Source organism: Rhizobium sp. SAFR-030 (assembly GCF_059415005.1).
In genome coordinates, this window is the sequence record NZ_JBPFDO010000005.1 from 282,089 (window position 1) to 295,467 (window position 13,379).

General features: G+C 65.4%; 13 protein-coding genes. 4 read left to right on the forward strand and 9 right to left on the reverse strand.

Annotated elements, in window-relative coordinates; translation table 11 throughout:
• Positions 1-951, reverse strand: coding sequence for a choline ABC transporter substrate-binding protein (locus tag ACR65N_RS17090; protein ID WP_440457983.1), 951 nt, complete (start codon positions 949-951; stop codon positions 1-3).
• 95 nt (positions 952-1,046) lie between these two features.
• On the opposite strand from ACR65N_RS17090, the gene ACR65N_RS17095 reads away from it, so the two are divergent.
• Positions 1,047-1,958: a choline sulfate utilization transcriptional regulator gene (locus ACR65N_RS17095; RefSeq protein WP_440457984.1), complete on the forward strand. Its 912-nt coding sequence runs from the start codon at positions 1,047-1,049 to the stop codon at positions 1,956-1,958.
• On the opposite strand, the gene otsA is transcribed toward ACR65N_RS17095, so the two are convergent.
• Both otsA and otsB read right to left on the reverse strand, forming a co-directional pair.
• Complete coding sequence (gene otsA, locus ACR65N_RS17100; protein ID WP_430306161.1) at positions 1,907-3,331, reverse strand: alpha,alpha-trehalose-phosphate synthase (UDP-forming); 1,425 nt, start codon at positions 3,329-3,331, stop codon at positions 1,907-1,909. The two genes, ACR65N_RS17095 and otsA, sit on opposite strands and share 52 nt — an antisense overlap.
• Complete coding sequence (otsB, locus tag ACR65N_RS17105) at positions 3,328-4,101, reverse strand: trehalose-phosphatase (RefSeq protein ID WP_440457985.1); 774 nt, start codon at positions 4,099-4,101, stop codon at positions 3,328-3,330. The genes otsA and otsB overlap by 4 nt, the downstream gene beginning before the upstream one ends.
• A 271-nt stretch (positions 4,102-4,372) precedes the next feature.
• Between otsB and ACR65N_RS17110 the strand changes: the two genes are divergently transcribed.
• Complete coding sequence (locus tag ACR65N_RS17110) at positions 4,373-5,167, forward strand: class II glutamine amidotransferase (RefSeq protein ID WP_440457986.1); 795 nt, start codon at positions 4,373-4,375, stop codon at positions 5,165-5,167.
• Here the strand turns inward: ACR65N_RS17110 and ACR65N_RS17115 are convergent.
• Complete coding sequence (locus ACR65N_RS17115; protein WP_440458129.1) at positions 5,143-6,102, reverse strand: LysR family transcriptional regulator; 960 nt, start codon at positions 6,100-6,102, stop codon at positions 5,143-5,145. The genes ACR65N_RS17110 and ACR65N_RS17115 overlap by 25 nt on opposite strands.
• A gap of 99 nt (positions 6,103-6,201) precedes the next feature.
• On the opposite strand from ACR65N_RS17115, the gene ACR65N_RS17120 reads away from it, so the two are divergent.
• On the forward strand, positions 6,202-6,825 hold the full coding sequence (locus ACR65N_RS17120) for a chromate transporter (protein WP_440457987.1): 624 nt from the start codon (positions 6,202-6,204) through the stop codon (positions 6,823-6,825).
• Positions 6,822-7,349: a chromate transporter gene (locus ACR65N_RS17125; protein ID WP_430306156.1), complete on the forward strand. Its 528-nt coding sequence runs from the start codon at positions 6,822-6,824 to the stop codon at positions 7,347-7,349. The genes ACR65N_RS17120 and ACR65N_RS17125 overlap by 4 nt, the downstream gene beginning before the upstream one ends.
• A 6-nt stretch (positions 7,350-7,355) precedes the next feature.
• Here the strand turns inward: ACR65N_RS17125 and coaBC are convergent, their stop codons facing one another.
• The 5 genes from coaBC to ubiE all read right to left on the reverse strand — a co-directional run bounded on the left by coaBC (position 7,356) and on the right by ubiE (position 13,349).
• Complete coding sequence (gene coaBC, locus ACR65N_RS17130) at positions 7,356-8,567, reverse strand: bifunctional phosphopantothenoylcysteine decarboxylase/phosphopantothenate--cysteine ligase CoaBC (protein ID WP_440457988.1); 1,212 nt, start codon at positions 8,565-8,567, stop codon at positions 7,356-7,358.
• Positions 8,568-8,644: 77 nt separating this feature from the next.
• Positions 8,645-9,445 (reverse strand): COG3904 family protein, encoded by an 801-nt coding sequence (locus ACR65N_RS17135; RefSeq protein ID WP_440457989.1) that lies wholly within the window; start codon positions 9,443-9,445, stop codon positions 8,645-8,647.
• Positions 9,446-9,455: 10 nt separating this feature from the next.
• Positions 9,456-10,844, reverse strand: coding sequence for a hypothetical protein (locus ACR65N_RS17140; protein WP_440457990.1), 1,389 nt, complete (start codon positions 10,842-10,844; stop codon positions 9,456-9,458).
• Positions 10,845-10,960: 116 nt separating this feature from the next.
• A complete protein-coding gene (gene ubiB, locus ACR65N_RS17145; protein ID WP_440457991.1) occupies positions 10,961-12,535 on the reverse strand; it encodes a 2-polyprenylphenol 6-hydroxylase in 1,575 nt (524 codons plus the stop codon).
• A gap of 37 nt (positions 12,536-12,572) precedes the next feature.
• A complete protein-coding gene (gene ubiE / locus ACR65N_RS17150; RefSeq protein WP_440457992.1) occupies positions 12,573-13,349 on the reverse strand; it encodes a bifunctional demethylmenaquinone methyltransferase/2-methoxy-6-polyprenyl-1,4-benzoquinol methylase UbiE in 777 nt (258 codons plus the stop codon).
• Positions 13,350-13,379 lie beyond the last annotated feature (30 nt).

Sequence of the window (13,379 nt, forward strand, 5' to 3'; positions counted from 1 at the left end):
TCAGAGGCCGAGCGCGGACTTGACCGCGGCGTCGGCCGGCTTGCCGTCCAGTGTCGTGACGCCGGAAAGCCAGGGTTCGACGACCGCCGGATTGGCGCTCAGCCAGGCCTTGGCCGCTGCCTTCGGTTCCTCGCCGCCAAGGATGGCACCCATCAGCTCGTTTTCCATGCCGATCTCGAAGCGCATGTTCTTGAACAGCGCTGCAGCATTCGGGCACTTGGCCGGCCAGCCGCTCCGCGCCAGCGTATGGACCTCGGCGCCGCCGTAGTTCGCGCCGAAATAGGCGTCGCCACCCGAAAGGTAGGTGATCTCGAACTGGGTGTTCATCGGATGCGGCGCCCAGGCGAGGAAGACGATGTCCGACTTGTCGCGGCTTGCGCGGTCGACCTGCGCCAGCATCGCCTGCTCGCCCGATTCCACCAGTTGCCAATCCTTCAACCCGAAATCATTGGCGTCGATCATCTTCTGGATGTTGGAGTTGGCCGGCGCGCCCGGCTCGATGCCATAGATCTTCTTGCCGAAACCGTCCGCCTGTTTCTGCAGGTCGGCAAAATCCTTGACGCCCTTGTCTGCCACATAGGACGGGACAGCGAGCGTGAACTTGGCGCCTTCCAGGTTCTTCGTCATCACCTCGATCGCCTTGGCGTTCGTCAGGTCGTCGATGAAGGCCTTCTGCGCCGGCATCCAGTTGCCGAGGAAGACGTCGATTTCGCCATTCTTCATCGACTGGTAGCCAATCGGCACCGACAGCGTCCTGACATCCGGCTGGTAGCCGAGGGCTTCCAGGACCACCGAGGCGACGCCATTGGTGGCGGTAATGTCGGTCCAGCCCGGATCCGAGAGCCGGATGGTTTTGCAGGAGGCATCGTCGGCGGCCATGGCGCCGGAAGCGGCGAATGCGGAAAGCGTGATGCCGGCGACAATGCGGCGGATTCGGGCTGAGGTTTTCATGGCGATGTCCCCTTCTATTCGAACGGTTTATTGAACCTTGGCTTCAACAGGGCTGTGAAGTAGGCTTGTTTTGATGGAAGCCACAAGGAATTTCTATGGCAGAGCCGAAATTCGATTTGGGGTGGATGCGGATCTTTCAGGAAGTCGGGCGGACTGGCAGCCTCACTCTGGCGGCGGGCCGTCTGGGACTGAGCCAGCCGGCCGTCAGCTACCAGATCCGCCGTATCGAGGAGCAGTTGCAGGTGAGCCTGCTGCAGCGCCAGCATCGCGGCGTGGCGCTGACTGCGGAAGGCCGGCGACTGATGGAAACCGTGTCGCGCACCGTGGCCGATCTCGATGCGCTGGCCAAGAGCTTCCGTCACCGTCCGCAGCGCCCGGCGATCCGTCTGAAGACGGATTACGCCCTGTCGTCGTTGTGGCTGATGCCGCGCATGCACGCCTTCCGCAAAAGTCATCCGGACATGGACATCCAGATCGTCGCTACCCACCGGACTGATCACGACCGGTCGGAGGAAGGTGAGGTGGCGGTGGTGTTCGGCACGCTGAGCGAGTTCGGCCGCATCGGCACGCTGCTGATGCCGGAGCGGGTGGCACCGGTCTGCGCACCCGGTTTCCTCGCAGCCAACGGTCCGCTCGATGATGCCTCGCAGATCGCCGGTGCGACGCTTCTGCACCTCGACGCCCAGGGGCCCTCGCCCTGGTACGACTGGGCGAGCTACCTGAAGGATCTCGGCGTTCGCAACGCGCAGGCGGCTGGTCAGGGTGAGCTGCGCTTCAACACCTATTCGCTTGTGGTCCAGGCGGCCATCGCCGAGCAGGGCATGGCGATCGGCTGGCTGGGCCTGCTCGATCAGCTTCTCACGACAGGCCTGCTTGTCCAGGCAGGTCCGGTCCTCACATCCCTGGAGCGCGGCTACTGGATCCTGCCGCCGGCGGAGCGCAAGCCGGAAACCGATCAGCTCTGCGCCTGGCTGATGTCCGAACTCGGCGGCGCGGAGACCGGCTGATCGCTCACCAGGTCCTCTAGGAAGTCATCGCACCACCGCTTCACGTCGTTTTCCAGGAGGTGGTCCATCATGCCCCGCCAGCGCTGGATGCGCTCCTCAAGGCTCATGGTCAGCCCCCGGGCGATAGCATTGGCGGTGCCCTCGATGTCGTAAGGGTTGACCAGCAGTGCGCCCTTCAATTCGCGCGCTGCACCGGCAAACCGCGAGAGGACCAGAACGCCCGGATCTTCCGGATCCTGTGCCGCGACGAACTCCTTGGCAACCAGGTTCATCCCGTCGCGCAGCGGCGTAACCAGGCCGACCTTCGCCAGCCGGTAGAGGCCGGCCAGAACCGGACGCCCGATCGACCGGTTGATGTAGCGGATGGGCACCCAGTCGACTGCACCGAGCGCGCCGTTGACGCGGCCGGCCTGTTCGGCGACCGTGCGCTGCATCTGTTCGTATTCCGGCACTTCGGAGCGCGATTTCGGGGTGATCTGCAGATAGGTCACCTTGCCCTGGGCGGCAGGGTTGCGGTTGACGAAGGATTCGTAGGCATCGATCCGCTGGGTGATGCCCTTCGAATAATCCAGCCGGTCGACGCCGATGATCAGGTCGCGATCTTCCATGCTCTGGCGCGCCTTGCGCACCATCACACTGTTGGCGGCCTTGCGCGCATATTCGGCGAACGCGGCCGTCTCGATGCCGATCGAATAGAAGTCGCCCTTGAAGGTGCGGCCGTTCGAGGTGAACAGCCCGTCGCCGATGGCGTTGCCGAACCCTTCGCGCACCAGGCAGCCGCGAAAATTCTCGAGGTCGTGGTCGGTCTGGAAGCCGACGAGATCGTAATGCGACAGGCCGCGCATGATCTCCTCATGCACCGGCATGGCAAACAGCACGTCAGCCGGCGGCCATGGGATGTGCAGGAAGAAGCCGATCTTGTTCTTGAAGCCCATCTGCCGCAGTTCGGCGGCCAGCGGGATCAGGTGGTAGTCATGCACCCAGAGAACGTCGTCTTCCTTGATCAGCGGCGCAACGCGATGGGCGAAGAAACGATTGACCCGGAAGTAGCCGGCCATTTCCTTGCGCGCATATTCGGCAAGATCGAGCCTGTAGTGGCAGATCGGCCAGAGCACCCGGTTGGCGAAACCGTGGTAATATTCCTCGACGTCGGTCTTGGTCAGGTCGGTCAGCGCATAGGTGATGTTGCCGCGCTCGGTCAGTTCCAGGGGCGCCGGCTCACGGGCACCGCTGGATTTTCCGGACCATCCCATCCACACCCCGCCGCGCTCTTCGAGAGCGGCCTGAAGCGCCACGGCAAGACCGCCGGCCGGCGCGTTGCCGTTCTTTTCCGGCATCGGAACTCGGTTGGAAATGACGACAAGTCGGCTCACGCAAAACTCTCCCCGGAATGTCCCGTCCCGCCGCTCATCCCGGCGGCCAGATCGCGCAGGATCGCCCGAAGGGCATCGGTGGACGGGATCGTGGCTTGCGCGGCAGTATGGCCGGGCTCCCCGATGCGAATAGACAGGCCGCCAAGCTCGTTGGCAGCCTTGAACATGGCTTCGTCCGTCAGGTCGTCGCCGATGGTGATCGGCTTGCGGCCTGCAAATGGCGGTTCGGACAGAAAGGCACGCACGGCGGCGCCCTTGCTGGCGCGCGCCGGACGGATCTCGATGACCATCTTGCCCTTCTGAAGGGCATAGTCAGGACCGGCTTCCTCAAGCGCCGAATTCATGACGGCCTCCAGCGACCGCTGCCATTCCGGCGCCTGGCGGAAGTGCGCGGCAACGGCGCCCCCCTTGTCCTCGATCAGAACGCCCTTCCAGTCCGCGGTCACCCGCTCCAGCGAGCGCTTCAGCGTGTTGAAGGCGGGATCGGCGTCGGCGGCATCGATGCTGCCGTCCGCCCGTCGCCGCTCTGCCCCGTGCAGGCCGGCGATCGGCAGGACAAGCGGTGCAAACAGCCGGTCGGCATAGGGAAGGGCGCGGCCGGTCACCAGCGCCATCGCTCCGTCGAGATGCGTCGAAAGCGCTTGGAGATGGGAGGGCAGATCCGGCGGTACGACAATGGCATCCGGCGTCTCGGCAAGATCGACCAGCGTTCCATCGATGTCGAGGAAGAGAGCGTAGGCCTGCGGTTGGCTGCGCAGAACGCTCAGCACCTGCCCATCCGGTTGCGGCGCAGAGGCGCCGTCTTCACGTGATGTATCGGTCGGTAACATGCGGACGAATGTAGGAGAGGCCGGCGAGAAGGCAACCCTCAGCCGAGGCAGACCAGTCACGCTCCGATGCTGCCAGGTAATCAGACCCGCAGTGCGCGCCGGCTGAGAGTGAGCTGAGCAGGCGGCGCGGTAACCAATGATTAACCCTTTCGTTCGATCCTTTCGACTCGTTTCTGGCCGCGTTGGGCGGTGATCGGAGCAGGACTGGATCATGTGTCGTTGGGCTGCCTATCGCGGCAATCCGCTGTATCTCGAGGAGCTCGTCTCCTCCCCCGCCCATTCGCTCATCGAGCAGAGCCATTGTGCCAGCCGTGCCAAGACCGCGACCAACGGCGACGGTTTCGGCATTGCCTGGTACGGCGACCATCCGGAGCCGGGGCGCTACCGCGACATTCTCCCGGCCTGGTCGGACTGCAATCTGCGCAGCCTTGCCCGGCAGATCAAGTCGCCGCTGTTCCTCGCCCATGTCCGGGCGGCCACCAATGGCGGCACGCGGCGCGACAATTGCCACCCGTTCGTTCATGGCCGCTGGTCGTTCATGCACAATGGCCAGATCGCCGGCTTCGACCGCATCCGTCGGCGGATGGAAGCATCGCTCAGTGACGCGTTGTTCAACACGCGCACCGGCACGACGGATTCCGAACTGCTCTTCCTGATGGCCCTGGAGATGGGGCTGGCCGAGGATCCACTTGGCGCAATGGCCCGGACGATCGCCGTCGTCGAGCAGCTGTCTCTCGACCAGCAGTTCGATCCGCTGGTGCGGTTTACGGCGGCGTTCTCCGATGGCGATACGCTCTATGCCGTCCGCTACGCGACGGATCATCGTCCGCCGACCCTCTATGCGGCGCCGATGGGCGGCAGGACCGGCCACTGCCTGGTGTCCGAGCCGCTGAACGATGATGTCGACGCGTGGATGGAAATCCCCGACGGCAGCGCCGTCACCGTCTCCGAGGCCGGCATGTCGACTGTAGGATTTGCGCCTCACGGTCTGGCGGAAGCTGCCTGAGGCGGCGAGTGGATATTCGTTGCTGATCGGGCCGATTGCCGTACCGCCTCGATGAAGCGCTGCAGCGCGCCGCCGCTATCCTTGCGGAAAGCGAGGTAGAGCGGTGCGACGAGCCTGCCGCTCTGCGTGAAACGGCGATAGGTCACGCCGGACGTTTCCAGCCGCGCCATCGATTCCGGCACCACCGACATGCCCAGGCCCGCAGCCACGAAACTCAGCGTCGACACCATTTTCGGGGCCTCCTGGGCAATCCGCGGACTGAAGCCGGCAGCGCGACATGCGGCAATGATCTGGTCGTAGAGAAACTGGCTGCTCGGCCGGCGATAGAGAATGAAGGTCTCGTTGGCGAGGTCTGCCAGATCGATCCGTTCGGCGGCAAGCGAGGCGCTCAGCGGATGGTGGTCGGGAACCGCGAGCAGCATCTCTTCCTCGTCCACCTGCTCGATGACCAGTTCGTCCATCCGATCGATCGCCGCCCGTTCGCTTCCTGCACGGATGAAGGCGGCGTCCAGCCGTCCGGCCGCGAGTTCGGCTGTCAGCTCCGTGGTCGATCCCTCCTCCAGACGCAGCGAGAGGTCGGGCGCCGACAGGCGAAATCCGCGCATGACGCTGGTCACCAGTGGGTGAAACGCGGCAGAACTGGTGAAACCAATCGCCAGCGCCCCGGTTTCCCCGCGTGCAGCCCGTCGCGCCGCCTCCATCGCGCCGTCCGCGTCGGCCAGCACCTGTCGCGCCCGGTCGATGAAAGCGCGGCCCGCATCGGTCAATTCGACGCCGCGTGGCAGGCGGCGGAACAGCGGCGCGCCGATCATCTCCTCCAGTGCCTTGATCTGCTGGCTGAGGGGCGGCTGCTGGATACCCAGCCTGGCGGCAGCCCGCGTGACGTGTCCTTCCTCGGCGACCGCGACGGCATAACGGAAATGGCGCAGCTCCAGCATGCGATACCTCTGATATATGGAATGGGCAGAAACCATATATTGGACAGCGGTACAGCGAAGGTCTAGGCGAAAGCGGACAAACGAAGGAAGACAGCTATGTCCGATCCGCGGAGCGAGCCCCCGTTCAATCCAGCAGCCGATCTGCCGCTGCCGCTCACACCGGAGCCGATCACGCTTGAGCCAGTCGCACCCGCGCCGACCTGCGCGCAACTTTTCACCGGCTTTCTCGGCCTTGGGCTGATCGGCTTTGGCGGTGTTCTGCCTCTGGCGCGTCGCATGCTGGTGGAGGATCGCCGCTGGCTGACACCGGACGAGTTTACCGATCTGCTGGGGCTCTGCCAGTTCTTGCCGGGCGGCAACATCATCAACATGTCGGTGGCCGTCGGCATGCGGTTCCGCGGCTGGCGCGGTGCGCTGGCATCGATCTTCGGCATCATCGCGGCACCCACCGTGATCGTCATCTGTCTCGGCGTCGTCTACGATCGCTACCGCGACGAGCCGCAGGTACAGGCGCTGTTTGCCGGCCTCGCGGCTGCCGCTGCCGGCCTGCTTATCTCGCTTGCCTGGAAGGTGATGCGGCCGCTTCTCGGGCAACCCTGGGCGCTGGCGGTGGTGGCGGCGATGTTCGTCGCCATTGCGCTGCTGCGCATGCCGCTGCTGGCGACGATGCTTTGCCTCGCGCCGCTTTCCATTCTGATCAGCTGGAGGATGCGCCGATGATCCCGACGCTTGTGGCGCTTGCCGTCATCTTCACCGAATTGTCGCTGATCGCCTTTGGTGGCGGCAATTCCATCTTGCCGGAAATGCAGCGGCGCGTGGTCGAGGTGCAGCACTGGGTGACGCCGCAGGAGTTCAGCGCCCTGTTTGCTCTGGCGCAGGCGGCACCCGGCCCGAACATGATGATCGTGCCGCTGATCGGCTGGCATGTCGCGGGGCTTCCGGGCCTGGCGGTCAGTTCGCTCGCAAAATTCCTGCCCTCGTCGCTGATCACCTGTTTTGCGGTGACGCTTTGGGAACGGTTTCGCGACCGGCCGTGGCGGGCGGTGGTGCAGGGCGGACTGGTGCCGGTCACCGCCGGCCTGGTGGCCGCCAGTGCCTCGGTCATCACGGTCGCCAGCGTTCACTCGCTGCCGCTTGCCGTCATCACGGCAGGTGCCGCCGCCCTGACGATCTTCACCCGCGCGCATCCGGTGGCGGTGCTGGGGCTCGGTGCTGCCGCAGGCCTCGCCAGCGGTTTCGTCTGATCGCGCCTAGCCGCCCGAAAGTTCTGCGGCGATGCGTGACGCCAGCCGCGCGGCGACCTCGTCCTTGCCAAGATCCGGCCACTCTTCGACGCCGGCCTTCGAAATCAGCTTCACCCGATTGCGATCGCCACCCATGATGCCTGTGTCGGGCGAGACATCGTTGGCAACGATGATGTCGGCGCCCTTGGCCTGCAGCTTGCGTCGCCCGTTGTCTTCGACATCCTGCGTCTCGGCGGCAAAGCCCACCACGTAGGTCGGCCGCTCAGCATGGTGGCCGATGGTCTTCAGGATGTCGGGGTTTTCCGCAAGCGCAAGCGGTGCCGGCGCTGAACCGGGCAGCTTCTTGATCTTCTGGCCTGCCGCCCCGACCACCCGCCAGTCGGCGACAGCCGCCACCATGACGGCAATATCGGCAGGCAAGGCACCGAGAACCGCCTCCAGCATCTGCTCGGCCGTCTCCACATGGATGGTGCGCAGGCCAGCAGGATCGGCGATCGTCACCGGGCCGGACACCAGCGTCACGTCTGCGCCGAGCCTTGCAAGGGCTGCGGCGATCGCATGGCCCTGCTTGCCCGACGAGCGGTTGGCGATGTAGCGCACCGGATCGATGGGCTCATGCGTCGGGCCGGAGGTGACGATGGCGCGGCGTCCGGCAAGCGGCCTCTCGCCCGGCGCCAAGAGGGAAACGGCAGCCGCGACGATCTCCAGCGGCTCGGCCATGCGGCCGGTGCCGGCCTCGCCACTCTCGGCCATCTCGCCTCTCATGGGACCGATCATGTGGCGGCCGTCGGCCTTCAGGGTCTCGATATTGCGGCGCGTGGGCGCGGCGTTCCACATGACAGGGTTCATCGCTGGTGCCAGCAGCACCGGACGATCGGTCGCCAGCAGCACGGCACTCGGCAGGTCGTCGGCAAGCCCATGCGCCATCTTCGCCATCAGGTCGGCGCTTGCCGGTGCCACCACCACCAGGTCGCACTCGCGCGCCAGCCGGATGTGGCCGACATCCTGCTCGTCCTCGCGGGAAAACAGATCGGTGTAGACATGGCTGGCAGCCAGTGCCCCCACCGCAAGCGGAGTGATGAACTCCTGCGCCGCGCGGCTCATCACCGGACGCACACTTGCGCCCCGTTCGCGCAGGCGGCGAATGAGGTCGAGGCTCTTGTAGGCGGCAATGCCGCCGGAAATGATCAGAAGGACGCGCTTGCCGGCAAGCTCCATGGACCTCTCCCGTCGGGGTTCGGCCGGAACCTAAAGCCTTTTCACGGAAATGGAAACGGTTCCGTCAACGGCTGAGTTCAGGACTTCTTCCTGGCCGTGGCCGGCGGCTCGGTCACCAGCTTGAACTGCTTCAGCTCCGCCTCAGTCAGATAGTAAAGCCTGTCCGGCGGCGTCTCCAGCGCATGGAACCAAAGGCCCGAACCGATGCCCATCTCGTCCAGATGGCGCGCCACGCGTGCGGTCGTCGTCTGGGCGCTGGACATCGCCTGTTCGGGAGAGGGACGATCCGTGCCGCCGTTGAACACCTGGTGGACGCCGATGACCGCATCCTTCTCCGCCTCGCGCACCATGCCGCCAGCCATCACGATCGGGCAGGAGGAGGCGCAGAGCGCACCCTTGGCAACGCGCGTCGTCAGCTTCTTCTCGCGGATCAGCGTCGACATGGCGAGCGCATCCTCCACCGCCCCGCCGGGAGAATTGAGCGAGACGACCTTCACATACTCGCCGCGCGTCTCGATCTCCTGCTGGAACCGTGCCGCGGCACCGGGATCGATGGCGCCCTCGGCACTGAGGATCCCGCCGGTCTTCAACTCGAAGCGGATCGGCTGGCGCAGCACCTCGGCATCGGTCTCCGGCTGCACCGGGGCCTCGTGCGGCTTTCCGTCGGTGAGTGCCGGCGGCAGCACCGGCTGGCCGGTTCGCTGCGGATCGAATCCCGGCAGTTCCTGGCTGGCTGTCTGGTAGATCTCGCGGACGTCGATGACCAGAAACACCGCCGCCGTCGCCAGCAGGCCGAAGAAGGCGCCGCGCATCAGCACGCCGTCGTCGGCGGTGGCAACCGCGTGCCGGAAGCGGCCAAGCGCCTGGTTGGGCCTCATGCGCCACACCTCATGAGGTCGGACCCTTGCGCGGCAGCTTGCCGAGTTCAAGGCTGGTGACCTTGTGATCATCCGCATCGGTGGTCGCCGGTTCATGGCCTGCCGGCTCGCTGAAATCCTCCCGCGACCGAGGATCCGTGTCCGGCTCCTGCCGCAGCGCGTCCGCACGGTCGCGCTCGTCGGCCCTTGCCACGGCCTCGCGGATGTCGATGCCGCGATCGGCCAGCGCCCGCTGCACCTCGATCGCCTCCAGCAGTTCGGCCGCGGTGATGCGCTGCGCAAACGGCAGGCCTTCCTCCTGGCGACGGATGGCGCCGTGGACCGTGGCAAGAATGAACACCAGCACGGCCGGCAGAAGGTCGATGGAGATGGCGCCGGCCCAGGCCGGAATGAAGTCCGAGGCATAGCGCAGCACGGCCTCGGCAGAAGACAGCGGCACGAAGCGACGCTCCGCGACCGGCGGGCGCGACAGGATCTCGTCGGCGGCCTGGCTCAGCACCTTGGACTGGGCAGCGACCGATGTGCGGATCGTCTCCATCACCTGGTCCTGCCGGTTGGCGAGATCAGCTGCCTGGCCATCCGCCACCGGCGCGATGAAGCCCAGTGAAAGATCATCGGCGGCGCGGCGGATGGAGGGCGCGATGGAGGTCTGGTTGAGCGAGGTGACGACGCCCGTCAGCGCCACGACCTCCGACGAGAACTGGTCGGCGCGCGGAGCGATGGCACCCGGCGCCGAAACCAGCGTACGCATGGTCTCAAGCCGCTTCTGGCCTTCGCCGAACAGGTTTGCCACCTGCTCGCGCGAGGCATTGATGCCGTTCTCCAGCTCCTTCAGCTGGGCCGACATCTGCGACAGCAGGGCGACGACACTGCCGGCGCCCGTGGTGCCCGTGAGCGCGCCGGACTGGCGCTCGGCATCGGCAAGCTGCGCAAAGCGCTCGGAGGCCCGCTGGATGTCCGGCAGCAGGCTCTGGGCTGCCAGCGCGTTCTGGTGCGCCCGATCGAGATCGCCGGTATAGCCTTCGACCGTCTCCGCCAGATGCTGCTCGAGAGCGGCGGATCCGGCAAGTGCTGCCGCGTTCAGCCAGCTCGACATGGCGATGATCATCGCGCAGCCGAGCGCCATGACGCCCAGCATCGCGCCGCGTGCCGCCGGTCCCGTCACATGCGGGAAGAACCGCGCCATGTAGGACCAGAAGGCGTAGATGGCGACGGACACCGAGCCGGAATAGATGATGGCGGCGAAGAAGACAGCCGTCGGCGAGCCGTCGAGGATGCTGCGGACGCCGAGATAGGTGTAGACGCCGGAGGCCAGCGCCAGTACGGCCAGCGCAAAGCGGGTCATGGTTTCGACGGCGGCGACCCCGTCATGCAGCCGGTGCGAAGCGCCAAGCGCCATCTAGTCCATCTCCAAGGAATGTTTTCTTAACAAACCATGAAGAAACGGGCGAAATGAAGGCCTTGGTCGCCGCGCATCCGCCTGTCACTGCGCTCCGTACGCCAGCCGCCCTGCGGTCAACTGATCTGTATGGCGATGTAGACCATCGCCGCGGCGATTACCCAGAGCGCCGCACGGCCGAATCGGCTGTGTCTGGCTTCCGATTTACCGATCGCTTCCGCCGTAGCTGGGTCGAAACGCACGCCGTGCTCCGTCATGTGCAGCAGCTGCTGGTGGAAGCGCTCCGTCTTTGCGGCGATATCCGGTGCCGCCTCGGCAAGCTTCATCGCCGCCTTCAGCCCGTCGCGCATGTCGGCGACGATCCGCTTGGGTCCCAAGTTGTCGCGGATCCAGCTGCCGACCACGGGCTCTGCCGCCCGCCACATGTTGAAGCGCGGGTCGAGCATGCGCGCCACGCCCTCGACGACGACCATGGTCTTCTGCAGCATGATCAGCTCGGGTCGTGTCTGCATCTCGAAGAGGTCGGTCACCTCGAACAGCAAGGCCAGCAGACGGGCCATGGAGATCGTCTCGGCCGGCTGACCGTGGATCGGTTCGCCGATGGCGCGGATCGCCTGGGCGAAGCTTGCCACATCGTGGTGCGGCGGAACGTAGCCGGCCTCGAAATGCACTTCCGCGACGCGCAGGTAATCGCGGGTGATGAAGCCGTAGAGGATTTCGGCGAGGAACCGGCGTTCCTTGCGGCCCAGCCGCCCGACGATGCCCATGTCGACCGCGACGATCAACCCGTTCGGATCGACGAACAGGTTGCCGGGATGCATGTCGGCATGGAAGAAGCCGTCGCGCAGCGTATGGCGCAGGAATGACTGGATCAGCGTCTCGGCGAGCTTCTCCAGGTCGTAGCCCGCAGCCCTCAAGCCATCGACGTCCGACATCTTGATGCCGTCGATCCACTCCATGGTGATGACGTCGCGGCCGGTACGCTCCCAGTCCACCTTCGGCACCCGGAAGCCCGGATCGTCCTTGGTGTTCTCGCCGATTTCCGACAGTGCTGCGGCCTCGAGCCGAAGGTCCATCTCCAGCTTGGTGGTCTGCTCAAGCGTCCGTGTCACCTCGATCGGCCGCAGGCGCTTGGCCGACGACATCAGCCGTTCCTGCATGCGGGCGATCAGATACATGCTCTCGATGTCGTGGGCGAAGCGCTGGCGCACACCGGGCCGCACCACTTTCACCGCCACCGTCCGGTCGCCGTCGGGATACCGTACGCTGGCCTGGTGAACCTGAGCGATCGAGGCCGCCGCCAGCGGCTCGTCGAAGCGGGTATAGAGGTCGCTGATCGGCCGGCCGAGCGACATCTCGATGCTGCTCTTGGCGATGTCGGTCGGGAAGAAGGCCATGCGGTCCTGCAGCATCGACAGGTCCAGTGCCCAGTCGACACCGACGACGTCCGGGCGCGTTGCGAGGAACTGGCCGATCTTGACGTAGGATGGTCCGAGCCGGTCGACCGCCCGCGTCAGGCGAACGCTGCGGCTTTCCTGGATCGAGGCCGGCCGAGTGAAAATCTGGGCGACGGACTTGGCAAGCACGACGATCGGTGGAAGGCCCTGGCTCGGCAAAGCCGCAACCACGCCCTCGCGCACCAGAACCCAGCCGACGCGGGCAAGGCGGAAATAGGCGCCGATCGTGCTCATCGGCCCGCTCCGGCTCGTTTGCAGCCTGTCGTCATACCTACAGCTTCCAGCCGGAGTGCAGGGCGGCAATGCCGCCGGTATAGTTGGTATGTGTGACGCGCGAGAAACCGGCGGTGCGGATCATCGCGGCGAAATTTTCCTGGTTGGGGAACTTGCGGATCGATTCCACCAGATACTGGTAAGGCTCGGCTTCGCCGGTGATCATCTTGCCGAACTGCGGGATCGCCTTGAACGACCACTGGTCGTAGAAACGGTCGAGCAACGGCATCTCGACTTCCGAGAATTCGAGCACCAGCAGGCGACCGCCGCGCTTCAGCACCCGGTAGGCTTCCGACAGCGCCACATCGATGCGCGGCACGTTGCGGATGCCGAAGGCGATCGTATAGGCATCGAAGCTGTTGGCCGGAAACGGCAGTTCCTCGGCGTTCGCCTCGACGAAAGTCAGATTGTCGGAAAGCTTGCGCTTGGCCGCCCGTTCCGCACCGACGCCGAGCATCGAGCCGTTGATGTCGAGCACGGTGGCGTGCGCCAGCCGGTTCGATGCCTCGACGATCCGGAATGCGATGTCTCCGGTGCCGCCAGCAACGTCGAGAACCTTGTAGGACGGATCCCGTCGCGGATTGAGCGCTGCGACCATGCTGTCTTTCCACACCCGGTGCATGCCGGCCGACATCACGTCGTTCATGATGTCGTAGCGCTTGGCCACCTTGTGGAAGACGTCGTTGACGAGGCCCTGCTTTTCGCCTTCCGCCACGTCGCGGAAGCCATAGGAGGTTTCCATGCCGCCTTCGGCTGAGGTTCGGCTATCGGCCATGGGCTTCACTATCCTCTCGATGCTCGCCAA

Coding starts and splice junctions, on each gene's coding strand:
- ACR65N_RS17090 (WP_440457983.1), bottom strand. CDS start 951: ATGAAAACCTCAGCCCGAATCCGCCGCATTGTCGCCGGCATCACGCTT.
- ACR65N_RS17095 (WP_440457984.1), top strand. CDS start 1,047: ATGGCAGAGCCGAAATTCGATTTGGGGTGGATGCGGATCTTTCAGGAA.
- ACR65N_RS17110 (WP_440457986.1), top strand. CDS start 4,373: ATGTGTCGTTGGGCTGCCTATCGCGGCAATCCGCTGTATCTCGAGGAG.
- ACR65N_RS17120 (WP_440457987.1), top strand. CDS start 6,202: ATGTCCGATCCGCGGAGCGAGCCCCCGTTCAATCCAGCAGCCGATCTG.
- ACR65N_RS17125 (WP_430306156.1), top strand. CDS start 6,822: ATGATCCCGACGCTTGTGGCGCTTGCCGTCATCTTCACCGAATTGTCG.
- coaBC (WP_440457988.1), bottom strand. CDS start 8,567: ATGGAGCTTGCCGGCAAGCGCGTCCTTCTGATCATTTCCGGCGGCATT.
- ACR65N_RS17135 (WP_440457989.1), bottom strand. CDS start 9,445: ATGAGGCCCAACCAGGCGCTTGGCCGCTTCCGGCACGCGGTTGCCACC.
- ACR65N_RS17140 (WP_440457990.1), bottom strand. CDS start 10,844: ATGGCGCTTGGCGCTTCGCACCGGCTGCATGACGGGGTCGCCGCCGTC.
- ubiB (WP_440457991.1), bottom strand. CDS start 12,535: ATGAGCACGATCGGCGCCTATTTCCGCCTTGCCCGCGTCGGCTGGGTT.
- ubiE (WP_440457992.1), bottom strand. CDS start 13,349: ATGGCCGATAGCCGAACCTCAGCCGAAGGCGGCATGGAAACCTCCTAT.